The organism is Nocardia fusca NBRC 14340, from assembly GCF_001618425.1.
GTDB classification, from domain to species: domain Bacteria; phylum Actinomycetota; class Actinomycetes; order Mycobacteriales; family Mycobacteriaceae; genus Nocardia; species Nocardia fusca.
Genome location: NZ_BDCU01000047.1, coordinates 1 through 19,813 on the forward strand (window position 1 = coordinate 1; position 19,813 = coordinate 19,813).

General features: G+C 66.3%; 21 protein-coding genes and 4 tRNA genes. 7 read left to right on the forward strand and 18 right to left on the reverse strand.

Features of this window, described 5'->3' with window-relative positions:
* From NF4_RS28115 to NF4_RS28185, 15 genes are all read right to left on the reverse strand, one after another.
* Positions 1 to 1,696: RNA polymerDNA-directed RNA polymerase subunit B (locus NF4_RS28115; RefSeq protein ID WP_501193529.1), on the reverse strand; the 1,696-nt coding region annotated here is incomplete at its 3' end.
* Between the two features lie 561 nt (positions 1,697 to 2,257).
* Complete coding sequence (locus NF4_RS28120; protein ID WP_232330682.1) at positions 2,258 to 3,340, reverse strand: ABC transporter ATP-binding protein; 1,083 nt, start codon at positions 3,338 to 3,340, stop codon at positions 2,258 to 2,260.
* 260 nt (positions 3,341 to 3,600) lie between these two features.
* Positions 3,601 to 3,981 (reverse strand): 50S ribosomal protein L7/L12, encoded by a 381-nt coding sequence (gene rplL / locus NF4_RS28125; protein ID WP_063130415.1) that lies wholly within the window; start codon positions 3,979 to 3,981, stop codon positions 3,601 to 3,603.
* Positions 3,982 to 4,056: 75 nt separating this feature from the next.
* Entirely contained in the window at positions 4,057 to 4,596 is a 540-nt protein-coding gene (gene rplJ, locus NF4_RS28130) for a 50S ribosomal protein L10 (protein WP_063130416.1), read from the reverse strand.
* Positions 4,597 to 4,934: 338 nt separating this feature from the next.
* A complete protein-coding gene (locus NF4_RS28135) occupies positions 4,935 to 5,498 on the reverse strand; it encodes an NADPH-dependent FMN reductase (RefSeq protein ID WP_063130417.1) in 564 nt (187 codons plus the stop codon).
* Positions 5,499 to 5,636: 138 nt separating this feature from the next.
* On the reverse strand, positions 5,637 to 6,350 hold the full coding sequence (rplA, locus tag NF4_RS28140) for a 50S ribosomal protein L1 (protein WP_039826906.1): 714 nt from the start codon (positions 6,348 to 6,350) through the stop codon (positions 5,637 to 5,639).
* A gap of 154 nt (positions 6,351 to 6,504) precedes the next feature.
* Positions 6,505 to 6,939: a 50S ribosomal protein L11 gene (gene rplK, locus NF4_RS28145; protein WP_030525641.1), complete on the reverse strand. Its 435-nt coding sequence runs from the start codon at positions 6,937 to 6,939 to the stop codon at positions 6,505 to 6,507.
* An 82-nt stretch (positions 6,940 to 7,021) separates the two neighbouring features.
* The gene (gene nusG, locus NF4_RS28150; protein ID WP_063130418.1) at positions 7,022 to 7,798 is read right to left on the reverse strand and encodes a transcription termination/antitermination protein NusG; all 777 of its coding nucleotides are present in this window, start codon (positions 7,796 to 7,798) and stop codon (positions 7,022 to 7,024) included.
* 116 nt (positions 7,799 to 7,914) lie between these two features.
* A complete protein-coding gene (gene secE, locus NF4_RS28155; protein ID WP_063130419.1) occupies positions 7,915 to 8,316 on the reverse strand; it encodes a preprotein translocase subunit SecE in 402 nt (133 codons plus the stop codon).
* A gap of 31 nt (positions 8,317 to 8,347) precedes the next feature.
* Positions 8,348 to 8,420: transfer RNA gene (locus tag NF4_RS28160), tRNA-Trp, on the reverse strand.
* A 274-nt stretch (positions 8,421 to 8,694) separates the two neighbouring features.
* Complete coding sequence (locus NF4_RS28165) at positions 8,695 to 9,747, reverse strand: fused (3R)-hydroxyacyl-ACP dehydratase subunits HadA/HadB (RefSeq protein ID WP_269749664.1); 1,053 nt, start codon at positions 9,745 to 9,747, stop codon at positions 8,695 to 8,697.
* Positions 9,748 to 10,066: 319 nt separating this feature from the next.
* Positions 10,067 to 10,237, reverse strand: a complete 171-nt coding sequence (rpmG, locus tag NF4_RS28170; protein ID WP_011211653.1) for a 50S ribosomal protein L33 — start codon at positions 10,235 to 10,237, stop codon at positions 10,067 to 10,069.
* A 44-nt stretch (positions 10,238 to 10,281) separates the two neighbouring features.
* A tRNA-Met gene (locus NF4_RS28175) sits at positions 10,282 to 10,354 on the reverse strand.
* Between the two features lie 70 nt (positions 10,355 to 10,424).
* Positions 10,425 to 10,497, reverse strand: a tRNA-Thr gene (locus NF4_RS28180).
* A gap of 197 nt (positions 10,498 to 10,694) precedes the next feature.
* Positions 10,695 to 10,780: transfer RNA gene (locus tag NF4_RS28185), tRNA-Tyr, on the reverse strand.
* Between the two features lie 193 nt (positions 10,781 to 10,973).
* Here NF4_RS28185 and NF4_RS28190 point away from each other — a divergent pair.
* Positions 10,974 to 11,465 (forward strand): YajQ family cyclic di-GMP-binding protein, encoded by a 492-nt coding sequence (locus NF4_RS28190; RefSeq protein WP_063130421.1) that lies wholly within the window; start codon positions 10,974 to 10,976, stop codon positions 11,463 to 11,465.
* 210 nt (positions 11,466 to 11,675) lie between these two features.
* Here NF4_RS28190 and htpX read toward each other — a convergent pair whose 3' ends face one another.
* Positions 11,676 to 12,545 (reverse strand): zinc metalloprotease HtpX, encoded by an 870-nt coding sequence (htpX, locus tag NF4_RS28195; protein WP_063130422.1) that lies wholly within the window; start codon positions 12,543 to 12,545, stop codon positions 11,676 to 11,678.
* 323 nt (positions 12,546 to 12,868) lie between these two features.
* Positions 12,869 to 13,891, reverse strand: coding sequence for a polyprenyl synthetase family protein (locus tag NF4_RS28200; protein WP_063130423.1), 1,023 nt, complete (start codon positions 13,889 to 13,891; stop codon positions 12,869 to 12,871).
* A 208-nt stretch (positions 13,892 to 14,099) separates the two neighbouring features.
* Here NF4_RS28200 and NF4_RS28205 point away from each other — a divergent pair, with 208 nt between their 5' ends.
* From NF4_RS28205 to NF4_RS28215, 3 genes are read left to right on the forward strand one after another with little or no spacing between them, the layout of a single operon-like run.
* A complete protein-coding gene (locus tag NF4_RS28205; RefSeq protein ID WP_063130424.1) occupies positions 14,100 to 15,371 on the forward strand; it encodes a geranylgeranyl reductase family protein in 1,272 nt (423 codons plus the stop codon).
* A 6-nt stretch (positions 15,372 to 15,377) separates the two neighbouring features.
* Positions 15,378 to 15,827 carry a helix-turn-helix transcriptional regulator gene (locus tag NF4_RS28210; RefSeq protein ID WP_030525633.1) on the forward strand — a complete coding sequence of 150 codons (450 nt, stop codon included), beginning with the start codon at positions 15,378 to 15,380 and terminating at the stop codon, positions 15,825 to 15,827.
* Positions 15,828 to 15,845: 18 nt separating this feature from the next.
* Entirely contained in the window at positions 15,846 to 16,298 is a 453-nt protein-coding gene (locus NF4_RS28215; RefSeq protein ID WP_063130434.1) for a VOC family protein, read from the forward strand.
* A gap of 78 nt (positions 16,299 to 16,376) precedes the next feature.
* Here NF4_RS28215 and NF4_RS28220 read toward each other — a convergent pair whose 3' ends face one another.
* On the reverse strand, positions 16,377 to 16,883 hold the full coding sequence (locus NF4_RS28220; protein ID WP_063130425.1) for a DUF2505 domain-containing protein: 507 nt from the start codon (positions 16,881 to 16,883) through the stop codon (positions 16,377 to 16,379).
* Positions 16,884 to 17,042: 159 nt separating this feature from the next.
* Between NF4_RS28220 and NF4_RS28225 the strand changes: the two genes are divergently transcribed.
* The 3 genes from NF4_RS28225 to NF4_RS28235 all read left to right on the forward strand — a co-directional run bounded on the left by NF4_RS28225 (position 17,043) and on the right by NF4_RS28235 (position 19,561).
* The gene (locus NF4_RS28225) at positions 17,043 to 17,606 is read left to right on the forward strand and encodes a DUF3592 domain-containing protein (protein WP_232330683.1); all 564 of its coding nucleotides are present in this window, start codon (positions 17,043 to 17,045) and stop codon (positions 17,604 to 17,606) included.
* A 4-nt stretch (positions 17,607 to 17,610) separates the two neighbouring features.
* Positions 17,611 to 18,753 carry a glycosyltransferase family 4 protein gene (locus tag NF4_RS28230; RefSeq protein WP_084533541.1) on the forward strand — a complete coding sequence of 381 codons (1,143 nt, stop codon included), beginning with the start codon at positions 17,611 to 17,613 and terminating at the stop codon, positions 18,751 to 18,753.
* 100 nt (positions 18,754 to 18,853) lie between these two features.
* The gene (locus NF4_RS28235) at positions 18,854 to 19,561 is read left to right on the forward strand and encodes a demethylmenaquinone methyltransferase (RefSeq protein ID WP_084533543.1); all 708 of its coding nucleotides are present in this window, start codon (positions 18,854 to 18,856) and stop codon (positions 19,559 to 19,561) included.
* Positions 19,562 to 19,813: the final 252 nt, after the last annotated feature.

The window sequence follows — 19,813 nt, forward strand, 5'->3', positions numbered from 1 at the left end:
TGGCCGGGACGAATTCCATTTCCTCGTTACCGCGGCGGCACAGCACCCGGTCCTCGACGAAATTGCCGTCGGCGTCGACCGCGGAGTTCGCCTGGGCCCGGACGTGCCGGTCCTCCTCGTCGGCGGTGAGGTACTTGACCTCATCGGTGACGCGGCCGTTCTCCACCTTGCGGTACGGGGTCTCGATGAACCCGAACGGGTTCACCCGCGCGTATACCGACAGCGAACCGATCAGGCCGATGTTCGGGCCTTCCGGGGTCTCGATCGGACACATACGGCCGTAGTGCGAGGGGTGCACGTCGCGGACCTCGAGGCCCGCGCGCTCACGGGACAGACCGCCGGGGCCCAGCGCCGAGAGGCGACGCTTGTGGGTCAGACCCGACAGCGGGTTGTTCTGGTCCATGAACTGCGAGAGCTGGGAGGTTCCGAAGAACTCCTTGATCGCGGCCACGACGGGACGGATGTTGATCAGGGTCTGCGGCGTGATGGCCTCGACGTCCTGGGTGGTCATCCGCTCGCGGACCACACGCTCCATCCGGGACAGGCCGACCCGGATCTGGTTCTGGATGAGCTCGCCGACGGTACGCAGGCGACGGTTGCCGAAGTGGTCGATATCGTCCACCTCGACCGGCACCTCGACGCCGCCGGGGGCGGTCATCGTGCGGTCACCGGCGTGCAGGCGCACCAGGTACTCGATGGTCGAGACGATGTCCTCGCGGGTCAGCACGGACCCGTCGATGGCCTCACCCGGGTGCAGGCCGAGCTTCTTGTTGATCTTGTAGCGACCGACGCGCGCGAGGTCGTAGCGCTTCTCCTTGAAGAACAGGTTCTCCAGCAGGGTCTGCGCGGACTCCTTGGTGGGCGGTTCGCCCGGGCGCAGCTTGCGGTAGATATCGAGCAGCGCCTCGTCCTGGCCGGCCGTGTTGTCCTTCTCCAGGGTGGACATCATAATCTCGGAGAACCCGAAACGCTCGGTGATCTCCTCGGTGGTCCAGCCGAGAGCCTTGAGCAGCACGGTCACCGGCTGACGCCGCTTGCGGTCGATACGCACACCGACGGTGTCGCGCTTGTCGACGTCGAATTCCAGCCACGCGCCACGGCTCGGGATGACCCGCACGCTGTGCAGGTCCTTCTCGGTGCTCTTGTCGACGGAGTGATCGAAGTAGACACCCGGCGAACGCACCAGCTGGGAGACCACGACACGCTCGGTGCCGTTGATGATGAAGGTGCCCTTGTCGGTCATCATCGGGAAATCACCCATGAAGACCGTCTGGCTCTTGATCTCGCCGGTGTTGTTGTTGATGAACTCCGCGGTGACGAACAGCGGCGCCGCGTAGGTCATGTCCTTGTCTTTGCACTCGTCGATCGAGGCCTTGACCTCTTCGAACCGAGGGTCGGAGAAGGACAGGGACATGGAGCCGGAGAAGTCCTCGATCGGCGAGAGCTCCTCGAGCACCTCCTCCAGCCCGCCGACCAGCCCGCCGTCGCCGCGAGCGGCAGCCCGCTCACGCCAATCCGGCGTGCCGACCAACCAGGCGAAAGATTCCGTTTGTAGATCGAGAAGTCCGGGCACCTCCAGCGGCTCCCGGATCTTCGCGAAAGACACCCGCAACGGAGCCCCGGGGATACCCCCGGAAACTCCCAGCTTCGTATTGGCGCTTGTCTGGGTGGAGACTGCCAAGATGCGTCCTTCCAGCACCTCACGCGCGTCGCGTGGTGGTCCGCGACCGTCGCTTGTCTGCTACATTTTGGGATTCTCGCTGGTCACGACCCGAACGAGACTCGAACAGCAAACAACGGAAGCAACACCGGAAGGGTGGGACTTTCGTAGTGCGATCAAGGAATGGACAGGAGGCAGCCAGCGCAACGTCCAAACCTACACCTACCTATACGGAGGTGTCAAAGTACCACCCCGGCGAAGCGTTGCGTGGCTGACGCGCCGGGCCGGTTCCGCTGGCTGCGTTCCGGTCCACGGGCGGTGCCTCCGACAACGAATTCGGCGCTGGCGGTCGTCCACTACCGACGGCGGCCGAAGCCGCCTCCAATAGCGTGACTGGTCCGGCGAAACTCGTCAAGTGTCCGTGCCGACCTGGCTTCCTGCGGATCGCCGGCCGCACTACAAGATCAGTAAGGCCCCACCGCATCTGCCCTGTTCCGGCCGGATACGGCGGCCGGAACGGCCCCGGAACCCGCATCCCGGACGCGAAGCAGCGCGCCGGGTACGAACCCGACGCGCTGCTTTCGGAATCAAGCTTTTTTACACCTTGGGGTACTGCGCGGTGTCGAAATCCGACCCGGGGAAATCGTTACCGCGATCACCGGCGCGCTGGCCCGAGTTGTAGGACATGACCATCGTCTCGTCGTTCTGATCGAGCGACTCGCGGATGGCCACCTGCGCGGCGTGCGGCAGGGTGTGCATGATCTCACGTACCCGGTTCTTGCGGCGCTCCACCGCCTGGCGCACCGGCATCCCCGGCTGGGCCTTCATCTGCGGGATGATGCCCTCGACCTCTTCGGCACCACCGTGGTGATGGCCGGCGTCCACCATCGCCTGCTCGCGCGCCATCTGGGCCTCGTCCTTCTCCTCGGACATACCGATGGGGCCGATCATGCGTCCGTTGAGGAACTGTTTGACCACCGGCTCCTCGCTGGTGAGCAGCACCTCGCGCGGGCCGAACATGACCAGCTGCCGACGGAACAGCATGCCGATGTTGTCCGGCACGGTCCGGGCCAGGTTGATGTTGTGGGTCACGATGAGGATCGTGGCGTCGATCTGGGCGTTGATATCGATGAGCAGCTGGCTCAGATACGAGGTACGCACCGGGTCCAGACCGGAGTCCGGCTCGTCGACCAAAATGATCTGGGGATCGAGCACGAGCGCCCGGGCCAGTCCGGCTCGTTTGCGCATACCACCGGAGATCTCGCCGGGCAGCTTGCCCTCGGCGCCGAGCAGACCGGTGAGCTCGAGCTTCTCCATGACGATCTTGCGGATCTCGGACTCGGATTTCTTCGTGTGCTCGCGCAGGGGGAACGCGACATTGTCGAAGAGGTTCATCGAGCCGAACAGCGCGCCATCCTGGAACAGCACGCCGAAGAGCTTCCGGATCTCGTAGAGCTCCTTGTTGGAACAGGTGGTGATATCGGTACCACCGATGAAGATGGAGCCGCGCTCCGGCCGGAGCAGGCCGATCAGCGACTTCAGGAATACGGACTTACCGGTACCCGACGGGCCCAGCAGCGCGCTGACCTCACCGGCAGGCAGGGTAATAGAAACGTCCTGCCAAATCCGCTGTGAACCGAACGACTTGGTTACACTCTCGGTCCTGACCTCGACGCCCACGCCAACCTCCACATTTCTCAGCGAGCTACCCGCTTTGCACCACAGACCCGGTAGCGGTGCGTCACGTCACAGCGAGTCCGGTCACTGTAACCCATGGCACCCCCATAGCACACCCGACCTGACCGAAGAGTAACCATGGTGGCCGAGTTCGATACCGCAGAACCGTCGTTAACCAGCGCACGAGAAAATCGGCCGTAATACGAAGAAAACGGGCGGTCCCCCGTGGGGGTACCGCCCGTTTCCGGCAGTGCCGGTCGGTACTACTTGACCGAGACCTTGGCGCCGGCGCCTTCCAGCTTCTCCTTGGCGGCCTCGGCGGCTTCCTTGGCCACCTTCTCCAGGATCGGCTTCGGCGCGCCCTCGACGAGGTCCTTGGCCTCCTTCAGGCCCAGGCCGGAGACGATCTCGCGGACCACCTTGATGACCTGGATCTTCTTGTCGCCGGCACCCTCGAGGATGACGTCGAACTCGTCCTGCTCCTCGACGGCCTCGGCGGCGGCCGGGGCGGCACCGGCGGCGGCGACGGCGACCGGAGCAGCAGCGGTGACCTCGAACTTCTCCTCGAACTTCTTCACGAAGTCGGAGAGCTCCAGCAGGGTCATGTTGCCGAAGGTTTCGAGCAGCTCATCAACGTTGGCCATTGATATTTCCTTTCGATAGTGAATGTCTGTGCGGGCGAGCCGGAGTCGACCGTTCCGCGAATGGGGGCGCGGGACCTACTCCGCGGCGGCGTCTCCGCCTTCGGCCTGCTTCTTCTCCTGCAGCGCAGCGGCCAGGCGGGCCACCTGCGAGGCGGGAGCGTTGAACAGACCGGCGGCCTTGGCCAGGTTGCCCTTCATGGCACCGGCCAGCTTGGCCAGCAGGACCTCGCGGGACTCCAGATCGGCGATCCGCTCGACCTCGGACACGGACAGCGGAGCGCCGTCCATGTAGCCGCCCTTGATGACAAGCGCCTTGTGATCCTTCGCGAAGGTCTTCAGCGCCTTGGCGGCATCGACCGGCTCACCGGAGATGAACGCGATCGCGGTGGGTCCGACGAACATATCGTCCAGACCCTCCACGCCGGCCTCGGCCGCAGCGCGCTTCACCAGGGTGTTCTTGGCGACGGAGTACGTGGCGTCGGCACCGAGCGCACGACGCAGTTCGGTGAGCGCACCGACGGACAGACCACGGTATTCCGTGACGACTGCGGCCGTCGAGCCCTTGAACTGCTCGGCGATCTCCGCGACCGCGGCAACCTTTTCGGGTTTCGCCATACTTCGCCTCCTCTCTGATGTCGGTATGGATATGCCCTACCGAATCAGGGGCCGGCAAAAGAACAAGCGCCCCGAACGCAGAGCGTTCCGGGGCGCGAAAGAAATATCCGCACGGCTGCGCGTGCGCATTCTCCAGCCTCGGCTCTCCCTGCGTGGGCCGCCGGCACTCTCGCCGGACCTTCGACCGATTCCATACGAAATCGGCGACCAACGGTCTTCGGTAGAACGGATTGGTGGTGTCGAACTGGTCGACAACCTGATCGAGCATAGCCGGACACTGCCTCATCTGGCAAAACGGTGGCGACAGCCGGGTTGACCGGAACGTACCGGTCCCTTCCTCAGCGAATATCGTCGCCGCGCCGCTCGGTGTCGGAGCCGCGCCGCCGCGTGACGAGCCGGCGCAGCGCTTCGGCCGCACCGGCTCGGAATTCCGGCGAGACGACGAGCCCGTCGCCCCCGATATCGGTGCGCGACAGGGGCAGGCGAACGCAGATCTCCTCGTCCACTTCGGCACCGACGTAGCCGAGCACAGTCGCCAGCGTCGCCGTGGCTCCGTCACCACGCCCGGGCGCCGCGACGGTGAGCCAGGCGGCCGGCATTCCGTAGAGGTCGCCCGTCCCCACGGTCCAGTCCAGCAGGTTCTTCAAGCTGCCCGGCAGTGTGCCCGCGTACTCCGGGGTGCAGAACAGCACCGCGTCCGCGGCCGCCAATTGCTCTCGTAACCCCAGCACCGCGGGAGGAGCGGGTTCGGGGGCCTCGGGGACGAACGCGGGCAGTTCGGCCAGTCCGCCGTACCGGCGCGCCTCGATCCCGCCCGGCGCCACCGCCTGCACTGTGCGCAGCGCGGCCGTATTGGTCGACCCCGCGCGCGTACTCCCGGAAATCAGCAAGACCACCGTCACGCATGCGGCAACCACCGGCCGCACGAAAATAGTCCTCCGGCGCCACGAGCCGTATCCGGAAGCGTTCCGATACGCGAAACGGCGGGAGCGTCGGATGACGCTCCCGCCGTTTCGCGGTTCTGTGTTCCGAGATAGCGCTTACGCGTCCTCTTCCAGGAGGTTGCGGGTGCGGTTCGGGTCCACCGGGATGCCCGGTCCGGTGTTCGTCGAGACCGTCACCTTCTTGACGTAGCGCCCCTTGGCGGTCGACGGCTTGGCCCGCAGGATCTCGTCCAGCGCGGCGCCGTAGTTCTCCACCAGCTTGCTGTCGTCGAACGACGCCTTACCGATGACGATGTGCAGGTTGGCCTGCTTGTCGACCCGGAAGTTGATCTTGCCGCCCTTGATGTCGTTGACCGCTTTGGTCACATCGGTGGTGACCGTGCCGGTCTTCGGGTTCGGCATCAGGCCGCGCGGGCCCAGGACACGCGCGATACGGCCGACCTTGGCCATCTGGTCGGGGGTGGCGATCGCGGCGTCGAAATCCAGCCAGCCGCCCTGGATCCGCTCGATCAGATCCTCGGCGCCCACGGCGTCGGCACCCGCGGCTTCCGCCTCGGCCGCCTTCTCGCCGGCCGCGAAAACGATGACGCGGGCGGTCTTACCGGTGCCGTGCGGCAGGTTCACGGTGCCGCGAACCATCTGGTCGGCCTTACGGGGATCGACGCCGAGGCGGATGGCGACCTCGACGGTCGCGTCCGTCTTGGTGGTGGAGGTCTCCTTGGCCAGCCGTGCCGCCGCCAGCGGCGAGTAGAGCTTGCTGCGGTCGACCTTCTCGGCGGCGGCGAGGTACGCCTTGCTTCGTTTTGCCATGTTTCTCTGTCCTTGTCGTGGTTCAGCTGTGGTTATCGGGCCTGGCCGGCCCTCCCACCCGGAGCGGGATCGCGATAGCGAGGCTGCGCTGCGCCTTTTGCGGCCGGGTCACATGGGACCACGGAGGCCGCAGCGAAGGCGACGGGCTCACACCTCAGCCTTCGACGGTGATACCCATCGAGCGCGCGGTGCCCGCGATGATCTTGGCCGCCTGATCGATATCGTTGGCGTTCAGATCTTCCTGCTTGGTCTTGGCGATCTCGCGCACCTGGTCCATGGTCACCGTGGCGACCTTGTTGCGATGCGGCTCGGGCGAACCCTTCTGCACACCGGCGGCCTTGAGCAGCAGCTTCGCGGCCGGCGGGGTCTTCAGCTTGAAGTCGAAGGACCGGTCCTCGTACACCGAGATCTCGACCGGGATGACGTTGCCACGCTGCGACTCGGTCGCGGCGTTGTACGCCTTGCAGAACTCCATGATGTTGACGCCGTGCTGACCGAGCGCCGGACCCACCGGCGGAGCCGGGTTCGCAGCGCCGGCCTGGATCTGAAGCTTGATGATCCCGGCGAGCTTCTTCTTCTTGGGGGGCATCTTTCTTTCCTAGGGTGTGGTGTTCCTTGCTCTCTGCAAGCTCCGACCCGGGGCCACGGCCCCGGGAAAACACAGGCGCCGCCTAGATCTTGGCGACCTTGGTGAATTCCAGCTCGACCGGGGTCTCGCGTCCGAAGATGGAGACGAGCACCTTGAGCTTCTGCTGTTCGGCGTTGACCTCGGAGATGGTGGCGGGCAGGGTCGCGAACGGACCGTCCATCACCGTCACCGATTCGCCGACCTCGAAATCGACCTCGATGGTGGGCTTGACCTTGGTCTCGCCGACGGTCTCGGCACCGGCCGCGGCGGCAGCCGGCGCGGCCGCCTTCTTCTGCTGTGAGGCCGGAACCAGGAATTTCACCACTTCGTTGATGGTCAGCGGCGAGGGGCGCGAGGTCGCGCCCACGAACCCGGTGACGCCCGGCGTATTGCGGACCGCACCCCAGGACTCGTCGTTCAGATCCATCCGGACCAGGATGTAGCCCGGCAGCACCTTGCGGTTGACGCTCTTGCGCTGGCCGTTCTTGATCTCGGTGACCTCTTCGGTGGGCACCTCCACCTGGAAGATGTAATCCTCCAGGTCCAGGTTCTGCACGCGGGTTTCGAGATTGGTCTTCACCTTGTTCTCGTAACCGGCGTAGGAGTGGATGACGTACCAGTCACCGGGAGCGCGCCGCAGAACGGCCTTCATCTGCTCGACCGGGTCCGGCTCCTCCGCGTCGGCGGTTGCGGGTGCGGCCTCGTCGGCAGCCTCGGGCTCGGCGTCGGACGCCGGCTCCTCGACGGATACGGCGGCCTCCTCGGCCGTCTGATCGTCGACCGGGAACTCGTCGGTGGTGTCGTTCTCCGGGGTGCTCACTGGGCACTCGCTTCCTGTGTCGTCACGTGCATCCTCTGCGTGCCGGGTTCGGGCGCGGCGTGGGACTTGCGTCCGGCCCGCGGCGCGGATCGGTTCACGGCGCCGGTGTCACCTGGCTAACCGAACAACCAGTCGACACCCTTGATGAACGCCAGATCCAACCCGCTGATGAACGCGACCATGAAGATCACGAACACCAGAACAACGGTCGTATAGGTGACCATCTGCTTCCGGTTGGGCCAGATAACCTTCCGCAGTTCCGCGATCACCTCACGCAGGAACTTGATCAAACGCACGAACGGATTGCGTGACCGTTCGCGTTCACCGCGACCGGACTTCGACTCGCCCTTGCGGGCGGGCCGATCCAAGGTCGCGAGCGAACCGGTATCGGACGCGGAGGGCGAGACGGATCGGCTACGCCGAGCGGAACGCTTTCCGCTCGGCCGCTGCACGGCGGCGGTGTCATCGCCGTCGTCGGCGCCATATCCGCCGCGGCGAGTGTCCCGCTCGTCGGTCACGTCGATCCTCTCTCGTCGCCGTTATCCAGGGCAGGGGCGACAGGACTTGAACCTGCAACCTGCGGTTTTGGAGACCGCTGCTCTGCCATTTGAGCTACGCCCCTTCGGCTGAACCGGACTGTCGTGGTCCAGCCACATGCGATATTCAGTTGTCGGCGCTGGTGTCACACAACACGCGCGCCGCCCCGGCAGGTGCCGGCCCCGTCGGCGGGGCCGGCACCTGCCGGTCGGTCCGAGCCTACTCAGCCGGTACGGCCACTGGTCGGAAACCCCGCCTGGAACCAGCCTTGCAGAGCAGCGCGCATCGGCTGGTGACCCCAGAATCCCGAGTGTACGGCACGGTCGGCGGCAGAAGCCAATCAGGGTCGCTCGACCAGGTCAGGACAACCGGACCGTCGCGGTGGCCCGGCCGAAAATCTTGCGGCCTCCGGATTTCGCCACGATGGCGATCACGGCGGTCCGCGTTTCCGGATCCATGGACTTGATCTTGCCGGTGAACTCCACCTCGGCCGGTTCGGTGGCGCTCACGAACACCGGGCTGGTGAATCGGACGTTGTACTCCGCGACCGCGCCGGGATCACCCAGCCAGGACGTGACGAAACCGCCACCCAGGCCCATGGAGAGCATGCCGTGCGCGACACAGGTGTCGAGATCCACCAGTTTGACGACCTCGTCACTCCAGTGGATGGGGTTCGCGTCGCCGGAGACACCGGCGTAGTTCACCAGGTCACCACGGGTCAGCTGGACGACTCGGGTGGGCAGTTCGTCACCGACGGACACCTCGTCGAACGACCGGGCGAACCGGGTCGGCACCACCGCGCCGACGGCCGGCGCCGGAACGACGTGCCGGGTGCGCGGGGTGTGATCGGGAACCGCCGCGTCCATCCCGTGCATGAGCACCTTGCGGACGGCCTCGTTGAGGTTCGGATCGATATCGCCGCCGCTGCGGCCGACCAGCGTCGTGTAGGTGGTGAGCACGAGCTCGTTGTGCTGGTCGGTGACGATGTTCTTGGTGACGATGATGTCGCCGCCGAACGCCTGCCGGAAGGAGTGCAGGTGCACATCGCAGATCAGCTGGTCGCCGACCACGATCGGGCGGTGGAATTCCAGGATCTGGTCGGTCTGCATGATCTGGCTCAGGTCGTAGCCGGTGACGACCGTCTCGAATAGTTTGCGCTGGGCCAGGATCCCGACGAGGGAGATGAAAGTGAGCGGGGCGACCAGGCCGTCGTAGCCGAACTCCAGGGCGACATCTTCGTCCCAGTGCGCCGGGTGGCCGTCCTGTACTGCGCGCGCGTATTCGCGCACCTTCTCGCGGCCGACCTCGTAGTAGTCGTCGACACGATAGTGGTGACCGACCATGGCGGCCGCATGGGCGGCGGGATCGAGATCCATATCCGTCGCAACCGCTTCGTCTGTACCGGTGTTGATTGTCACGGGAGGACTGTACCTATCTGACCCCGCAGCACGGAGTCTGCACGGCGGCTGGGCGTCGGCCCGTAGGTAGAAGTCGGCGTGACCGAAAGGGCCGAGCAGCCGCCTGATCATCACCACGACCGGCGATCGGCCGCGGTGTCGGTGGTTCGAGGACCAGGACGCCGCCGTCGAGAGGAATACGAACCCCGCAGCACCCCGGTCGCCGGACCGGGGCCCGGCGAGAACCTACCACCGTGATGCCGTGAACATCCGACACGCCGAAACCGCGCGGATGCTCGGGACCCGCTGCTACCGCAGCGGCGTCAGGCGAGGATCAGCGAGATTCGCGATGCGCCCGGTGCGTACCGCAGTTCGGGCAGAACTTCTTCAGCTCCAGCCGGTCCGGGTCGTTGCGCCGGTTCTTCTTGGTGATGTAGTTGCGATGCTTGCACTGCTCGCAGGCCAAGGTGATCTTTGGCCGGACATCGGTGGACTTCGCGGCCACGATATGCCTTCTTTCCGGTCAACCAGAGGGTCAATCAGTATGGGTAGCGATGGCCGGACTCGAACCGGCGACACAACGATTATGAGTCGTTTGCTCTACCGCCTGAGCTACACCGCCTTATACGCCATCTGCGACGGCGACGCCGCGGCTTGGAGTGCCGAGTCGGGACACCACCGGCAATCCGGCGAGCCCCCTAACGGAATCGAACCGTTGACCTTTTCCTTACCATGGAAACGCTCTGCCGACTGAGCTAAGGGGGCGCGACCTCTCGGCAGCGGGAACCGACGAAGTCCTACCCGTTGCCTCGAAGACTTGAACGAGAGTACACACTGACCACCGAGAGCACCAAACCGAGTGGTCAGAGCCTATTTTCTGGCGAACGGACCGGCCTTCGCCGGGGCCCCGGACGACCTCGGACGAAGAAAACCCCCGCCGGTGTTCACCGGCGGGGGTTTCCTGGTGGCAGGTGTAGGATTCGAACCTACGTAGGCTTTCACCGACAGATTTACAGTCTGCTCCCATTGGCCGCTCGGGCAACCTGCCTCGTACCGCACTCTCGATCTCTACGATCACTTTCCCAGTGCGCTCAGCAGGATACAACGAACCCGCACCCCGAATGCAAACCGGCTGGCCAGATGCCCAGAACTGCCCTCGATCACCACGGCCGCACAGCGTCGCCGCATCGACCGGGTAGCTTGCGTACCCAGGGTGATCCAACAGTGAACAGGAGCGCAGTGTGGCCGATTCATCATTCGACATCGTCAGCAAGGTCGAGCGGCAGGAGGTCGACAACGCCCTGCACCAGGCCGAGAAGGAACTGAACACTCGCTACGACTTCCGGGGCACCGGCGCGGGAATCGAATGGTCCGGCGAGGACAAAGTGGTACTCACCGCCGATTCCGAGGAGCGGGTGAAGGCCGCGCTCGAGGTGTTCAAGGAAAAACTCATCCGCCGCGATATCTCGCTCAAGGCCTTCGATGCCGGCGAACCGGTCGCTTCCGGCAAGACCTACAAGATCACCGGGACCCTGGTCCAGGGCATCGACTCCGAACATGCCAAGAAGATCTCCAAGAAAATCCGCGACGAAGGCCCCAAGGGCGTCAAAGCGCAGATCCAGGGCGAAGAATTACGCGTCACCAGCAAGAAACGCGACGACCTGCAAGCCGTTATCGCGCTGCTCAAAGGCGACGATTTCGGGATCGCCCTGCAATTCGTGAACTACCGGTAGCCGGCTGTATCGATCGAGCATGAGCGATCCCGGCGAGCGGTCGTCACACCGACGCGGAGACCGCAGCGTAGGCGAAGGTATCGCACTACCGCCTCCGGGGCCCGACTCGCTCATGCTGTGTCGATCGAGCATGAGCGAGGGCCCTCCGTGGTCACGCTTCGCTGCCACCTCCGGGCCCGACTCGCTCATGCGAACCGCCGACCCGAACCCTCAGCGACCGGCCATCTGCTCCAGTCGCGCGATCCGATCCGCCATCGGCGGATGCGTCGAGAACAACCGGGCCATCCGATCACCGGCACGGAACGGATTGGCGATCATCAGATGCGACTGCGCGGTCAGCCGGGGTTCGGGCGGCAACGGCGCCGCCTGCACCCCGAGCTCCAATTTGCGCAACGCCGACGCCAGCGCCAGCGGATCGCCGGTCAGCTCGGCACCCGACTCGTCGGCCTGATACTCCCGCGACCGCGACACCGCCAGTTTGATCAATCCCGCGGCGATCGGACCCAGCAGGGACACCAGCAATACACCGAAGATATTCGGCCCGGAACCACCTCTATTACCGCCGAACGCCGCCGCGAAATACGCGAAATTCGCCAGCCCGGAAATCACCGCGGCCATGGCCCCCGCAACCGAAGAGATCAAGATATCCCGGTTGTAGACATGAGACAGTTCGTGACCCAGCACGGCCCGTAACTCGCGCTCGTCCAGGATTTGCAGAATACCGCTGGTACAGCAGACCGCCGCATGCCGCGGATTACGCCCGGTGGCGAACGCGTTCGGGGCATTCGTGGGACTTATGTACAGCCGGGGCATGGGCTGCCGAGCGGTGGTCGCCAGCTCACGGACGATCCCGTAGATGGCCGGCGCCTCGATCTCGCTCACCGGCTGCGCCCGCATGGCCTTCAGCGCCAGCTTATCGCTGTTGAAATACGCGTAACCGTTCATCGCCACGGCGAGAAGAACCGCGACGACCAGAATGGTCGTGTTCCGGAACGCAGCCCCCGCCAGGACTATCAGCGCGGAGAGCCCGACCATGAGCCCGAACGTTTTCATCCCATTCGCAAACCCGTGCCCGTGCATAGCACTCCTGTATACGTGGCGCGCGACCGGACGCGCGAGTTTCGGCCAGAACCGCTACAGGACGACAACGACCTCAGGCACCCCGAAGTTCCTGCGCTGTGTTTATTTGCGGCGCCTTCGGCGCCGCGGGGTCGAGGCCCCGAAGGTCCCGCCGTTCAGGCCTCGAGACTCGCGCTTCGCGGCACTACGGGGCCCGCGCCGGACTCCATAGGCACGTCTGTATCCGGCCTGAACCAGCAAGCCCACCCCTCATCGTCACGAGCAGCCCACATCCCAAGCTTCACGGGCGTGTCCGCCCCGTTCCCACGCCAGGCGCCGAATACTCAGCCGACCCGTTCGATGGTGTACTGAACCAACTTGACCAGGGCGTCGTTGGCGGGCCCCGCGGGGAGGGCCTTCAGCTCCGCGTGGGCGATATCGGCGTATTCGCGCAGCTTTTCCTTGGCCCGGGTCATTCCTGGGGAACGGCCCAGCAACTCCAGGGCCTCGGCTACCTCGGCGTCCGACTCCAGGGGCTTCGCCAGGAGGTGGCGCAGACGGTCGCCGTCGGGGCCTTCGTCGCGCAGGGCGTACAGGACCGGGAGGGTGTGGACGCCCTCGCGCAGGTCGGTGCCGGGTGTTTTGCCGGACTGGGCCGACTCCGAGGAGATATCGATGATGTCGTCGGAGATCTGGAAGGCGGTGCCGACGGCGTCACCGAGGCGGGCGAGGCGTTCCACATGGTCGCTGTCGGCGCCGGAGAAGGTCCCACCGAAACGGCCGGAGGCCGCGATCAGCGAACCGGTTTTCTCCCAGACCACACGCAGATAGTGGGCCACGGGGTCGCTCTCTTCGCGGGCGCCCATGGTTTCGCGCATCTGACCGGTGACCAGTTCGGCGAAGGTTTCGGCGATGATGCGGACGGCGTCGGGGCCGAGGGTGGAGGTCAGCCGGGAGGCGTGCGCGAACAGGTAGTCCCCGGCGAGGATGGCCACACTGTTGCCCCAGCGGGAGTTCACACTCGTCGCGCCGCGGCGCATGGTGGCCTCGTCCATGACGTCGTCGTGGTAGAGCGTGGCCAGATGGACGAGCTCGACCACGGTGCCCGCGGTGACCAGGGCCGGATCTCCGGGGCGGGGGCCCAGCTGGCCGGTGAGAATGGTGAACAGCGGCCGGAATCGTTTACCGCCGGCCTTGGCCAGGTGCAGCGCGGCCTCCTGGAGGAAGGCCGCTCCGGAGGACAGCTCCTCGACCAGCAGTTTCTCTACTTCGTCGAGGCCGTTGCGTACGGTCTCGGCGAGCGCGGGGTCCCCGAGGTCCACCCCCGCCACCACCGTGCCGGCTTCGCTCACAGCAGATGTGCTCATACCTTCTCCCAAGGACGCGTCCGACCCCACGGTGATGAACCTAGCGTGTTCACGTCGGAACGCCCATGAACACCGTCACTGTATTGATCGAGCATGAACGAGGGCCCTACGTGGTCACGCTCCGCTACCGCCTCCGGGCCTGACTCGCTCATGCTGTGCACCGTACCGCCATCGACATCACCGGCGACGGCCTGTAACTATTGACCGCATGGGTGCACCCGAAGCCACACCTTCCGAAGCCGACCGGGACGCGCTGCCCGCACACGTCGAGGTGCTGGTGGTGGGCGCGGGTCCCGCGGGTTCGGCGGCCGCGGCGTGGGCGGCGCGCGCGGGTCGCGATGTGCTGCTGGTGGATTCCGCGACCTTCCCCCGGGACAAGACCTGCGGTGACGGCCTGACCCCGCGTGCCACCGCGGAACTCGAGCATCTCGGGCTGGGCGAATGGGTGCGGGCGCACACCGTCAACCACGGTCTCCGGATGACCGGTTTCGGCGCCGAGGCGCTGCTGCCCTGGCCGGGTGGTTCGTTCCCCACCTACGGCAGTGCGATTCCGCGCACCGAACTGGACGACAAACTGCGCGATACCGCGGTGAAATCCGGGGCTCGGATGCGCGACGGCGCGAAGGTCGTGGCGGTGGCGCGCGACAGCGACCGGGTGACCGGGGTGACCGTGCGGGTGGGGACGGCTTCGCACGAGATCGGCTGCCGCACCCTGATCGTGGCCGACGGGGTGCGGTCGCCGGTCGGCAAACTGCTCGGCCGCACCTGGCATCGCCGCTACGCCTACGGGGTGGCGGCGCGCGCCTATATCTCCTCCGGCCGCAGCGACGATCAGTGGATCACCTCGCATCTGGAGTTGCGCAATGCGGAAAACGAGCTGGTACCCGGCTACGGCTGGGTCTTCCCGCTGGCCAACGGCGAGGTGAATATCGGCGTCGGCTCGCTGGCCACCGAACGCAGGCCTTCGCATATCGCGTTGAAACCACTGCTCGAGCACTACACGGAGCTGCGCCGCGACGAATGGGAACTGAGCGGTTCGGTGCGCGCGGTCTCCTCGGCGCTGCTGCCGATGGGCGGCGCGGTCTCCGGGATCGCGGGCCGCAACTGGGCGCTGCTCGGTGATGCCGCCGGGTGTGTGAACCCGCTGAACGGCGAGGGAATCGACTACGGCCTGGAGGGCGGGCATATGCTCGCCGGTCTGCTGGACGAGCCCGACCTCACCCGGGTATGGCCGGACCTGCTGCGCGCGAAATACGGCCGCACCTATTCGGTGGCGCGGCGGATCGCCGGTCTGGCCACCCACCCGCGGATGGTCCCCATCGGCGGCCCACCGGTGATGCGTTCGAAATTCCTGCAGCGCACCGCGGTCCGGGTGATGGGCAATCTGGTCACCGACGAGGACGTGGACCTCACCGCCCGCGCGTGGCGCACCGCGGGCCGGGCGTCGATGCGGTTCGACGACCTCGCGCCCTTCTGTTAGGCCGTGGTGGTGCGGCCGGTACCGCGGGATCTGCTCCCGCATCTGCGGCGGGCCCGTGATCTCGTCGATCGCGAGTACGCCCGGCCGCTGGACCTCGACGGTATGGCCGCGGCCGCCGGGGTATCGAAATACCATTTCCTGCGGTGTTTCGCGGCCACCTACGGCAGGACACCCGCGGTGTACCTGGCCGAGCGCCGGATCGAGCGGGCGCAGGATCTGCTGCGTGCCACCAACACCACGGTGACCGAGGTCTGCCTGCTCGTCGGCTACAGCAGTCTGGGTTCGTTCTCCCGGAAATTCACCGAACTGGTGGGGGTTTCACCTTCGGCATACCAGGCGAAATTCGCCGACGGCGCGCCCCGCATCCCGGGCTGCTACATCTTCATGCACGGGTTGTCCGATCGCCGCCGCGATACCGCAATTTCGGAGAAGCCCGGCGGCCCGGTCCGCCCATAGTCTCGTGCCATGCCTCCGATCATTTCGAATATCTCCCTGGTCACCGTGTACGTGACCGATCAGACAGCGGCCAAGAACTGGTACATCGAAACCCTCGGCTTCGTGGAGACCGCCGATATCCAGATGGGGGACAACGGTTTCCGCTGGGTGACCATCGCCCACCCCGACCACCGGGAACTCGAGGTCACCCTGATGCTGCCCGGACCGCCCCTGGACGAGAATCTCGCCGACGCGATCAGCAGGTCGCTGGCAGGCGGCAGCCACGGCTCGTTGGGGCTGAACACTCAGGACTGTCGTAAGGCCTATGCGGAACTCACCGCTAAGGGTGTCGATTTCGTCCAACCCCCGTCGGAGCGGCCCTACGGTGTGGAAGCGGTGTGCCGCGACAATTCGGGGAACTGGCTGGTGCTGGTCGAGCCGAAAGAGTTCGATCCCACCGCGGCGATGGAACCTACCGGCGCCGAACTCTGAAACCGGCGGCCCGGCCCGCCGAACCGGAACTCCGGGGTATGTCCGGGGCCGCGCGTACCGCGCGGCCCCGGAGGACTGTCAGGCCTCGGCGCGATCTTCGAACCATTTGACGATGTACTTGCGTTCGCTCTCGGCGACCCGCCGCTGCAACTGCTCGGCGAGCGGTTCGATGGCCCCGCCGACCAACGGAACCTTGACCTTCACCGAACCGGAGATCACCACCTCCGAGCCCTCGGCGGTGGGGCGCAATTCGTAGGTGCCCTTCATCTCCGAGGAGATGCCCGAGGAGGTGCCCTCGAAAGTCCCCGCCGCAGTGGACCCGTCGAGAGCCTGCCAATTGTCGATACGGGTGACGACCAGTTCACTCTTGAGCACCTTGCGCACGATGCCGGGGATCTTGTCCTGCCGGATCGTTTCGCTCATCTGGATACGAGCGGTACCCGGGCCACCGGGGTGGGACAGGTCGAGAGTGGCCGTCGGGGCGCCGGTGAACCGGTCGCGCCACATTTCTTCTCCGGTGAGCGCGGCGTGCAGTTCGGACACCGGGATCGGATAGGACAGCGTGAAGCCGAATTTTCGGGCCATGAGCGCTCACCCTAGCCGACCCCGCTAGCCTGTTGCGGTGCCGGAAACCAGCCGCCGCGGACCGCGCGACCCCGGTTACCCGGGCGACGGTGTGCGCGACGGCTCAGCCGCCCCGGCCCGAACGATTCCGGAGGAGGCAGCGTGCCCGAGCAGGCAGAGATGGTCGCGCCGCCGGTCGCGGACCCGGAGCCCGGTATCGAACCGTTGCGCGCGCCGGACCCGGCCGCACGATCGGCCCGGGCCGAACGGTTGCGCAAGGTGTGCGTCGGCGTGGTGATCACCGCGGTATCGGTGAGCGTGCTGGTGGTACTGCTGTTCCTGGCGGCCTGGCGCAACGACTATCTGATCGAATCCGACAAGGGCGAAACCACCGGCGAGGTGCTGTCCGCAGGCCGGCTGCGCTCGGCGGTGATGTACGTAACCCCCGACGGCGTCACCCACAATCCGAAGGTCGGCGTGCTGTATCCGACCAACCTGACCGCGGGTGAGCGGATCAATGTCGAATACAGCCGCGCCGATCCCGACCTGGTCCGGGTCGCGGGCCGCGATGTGCGGGTCGCTGTCCTGCCGGCGCTGTCGGTACTGGCCGTGACCTGGGCTCTCACCCTGCCGGCGCTCTGGCTGCTGATGCGGGCGGCGACCGGTTCGATGAGTGTTCGCCCGATCTTCGATCCGGCGTCATATCGGCGACGCGTCCCGGGGGGCCGCGACCGCTCAGACTGAGCGAGTGCGCGTAGCCATCGTTGCGGAGTCGTTTCTCCCGAATATGAACGGCGTCGTGAACTCGGTGCTCCGAGTGTTGGATCATCTGCATCGGCACGGGCACGACGCTCTCGTCATCGCGCCCGATACGTTGCGCGGGCAGCCCCCCGCTCCTCGGCACCACGGCCGGTTCCCGGTCCACCGGGTCCCGGCGGTGATGGTGCCGAAGATCAGTTCGCTGCCGGTGGGCCTGCCGCAGCCGGGGATGGTCGGCGTACTGGACGATTTCGATCCCGATGTGGTGCATCTGGCCTCACCGTTCCTGCTCGGTGCGGGCGGGATGGCAGCGGCGCTGCGGCTGGACCTGCCCGCGGTGGCGGTGTACCAGACCGATGTGGCGGGTTTCGCGAAGAGCTACGGGCTGGGTTTGGCGGCCCGCGCCGCCTGGGGCTGGACCCGGCGCATCCACGAGGGCGCGGTCCGGACGCTGGCGCCGTCGAGTGCGGCGGTGGAGGATCTGGCCCGGCACGGGATCCCGCGGGTGCACACCTGGGGTCGCGGAGTCGATACGGTGCGGTTCACCCCGGCCGCGCGCAGCGAAGAGTTGCGTGGGCAGTGGCGCGGCGGTACCGGGAAACTGCTGGTCGGTTTCGTCGGCCGGCTGGCCCCGGAAAAGCACGTGGACCGGCTCTCGGTACTGGCCCACGATCCGTCGGTACAGCTGGTGATCGTGGGCGACGGTCCGGAGCGGCAGAAACTCGCCGGTCTGCTGCCGGGCGCGATCTTCACCGGCGAACTCGGCGGCCACGAGCTCGCCCGGGCCTACGCGAGCCTGGACGTGATGGTGCATCCGGGTGAGCACGAGACGTTCTGCCAGGGCGTGCAGGAAGCGCTGGCGTCCGGGGTCCCGGTGATCGGTCCCGACGCCGGCGGCCCGCGTGACCTGATCGCGTCCTGCCGCAACGGCTACCTGCTCCCGGTGCGGGATTTCACCGAACTGCTGCCCGGCACCGTCGCGGCGCTGCGTGATGCGCAGTTGCGCGAGCGGTTCGCCGGGGCGGCCCGCAAATCGGTGCTGCACCGCACGTGGCCTGCCGTCTGCACCGAACTCATGAACCATTACGCCGAGGTGATCGGCACCGGATACCGGTTGTCACGCTCGGCGTGACCGGACGCGGCAGACCGTATTAGGCGTACCTCCCCATTCGCTGCGGCCATGCGCGGATTGCGGATGGGCCTCGCCCGGCTGCGCCTATTAGGGTCGGGATGTGGTGAAAACACAATCGGTCCGGGCCTCGCTGGACAAACAACCGCACGAGGTCGCGTCGATGTTCGACGGGGTGGCGCGACGATACGACCTGACCAACACCGTGATCTCGGCCGGCCAGGACCGCTACTGGCGCTGGACGACCCGCAAGGCCATCGATCCGCGCCCCGGTGAGCAGGTGCTCGACCTGGCCGCCGGCACCGGGGTGTCCACCGTGGAGCTGGGCCGTTCCGGCGCGTGGTGCGTGGCCGCCGATTTCTCGCAGGGCATGCTGGCCGCCGGCCGGTTCCGGAAGGTGCCGATGGTCGCCGGAGACGCCATGGCGCTGCCTTTCGCCGACAATTCCTTCGACGCGGTGACCATCTCGTTCGGGCTGCGCAATGTGGCCGATACCGATCTGGCGCTGCGGGAGATGCTGCGGGTGACCAAACCCGGCGGCCGGTTGGTCATCTGCGAGTTCTCCACCCCGGTCATTCCGGGGTTCAAGACCCTGTACATGGAGTACCTGATGAAGGCGTTGCCGAAGGTGGCCCGGGCGGTGAGCAGTAATCCGGACGCCTACGTCTACCTGGCCGAATCCATCCGTGCCTGGCCGAACCAGCGGCAGCTGGGCCGCCGGGTCTCCGATGCCGGGTGGTCCGGGGTGAAATGGCGCAATCTGTCCGGCGGCGTGGTCGCACTGCACCGGGGATACAAGCTCGGCGGCTGAAACGCCCGGTATCGGCCGGGTTCATCTACCTCACAGCTGTGATTTTCGCCGGTGAAGTGGAATGTCACCCGGCGATAACATCGGGCAAACCCGAGGAAATCGGGCGCGGGGACGATCGAAGGCATGTCCGAGGCACACGGCAGGAGCGAGTCAGGCCCGGAGGCGGCAGCGGAGCGTGACCACGCAGGGCCCTCGCTCATGCCCGATCGACACGGCAGGAGCGAGTCAGGCCCGGAGGCGGTAGTGCGATAC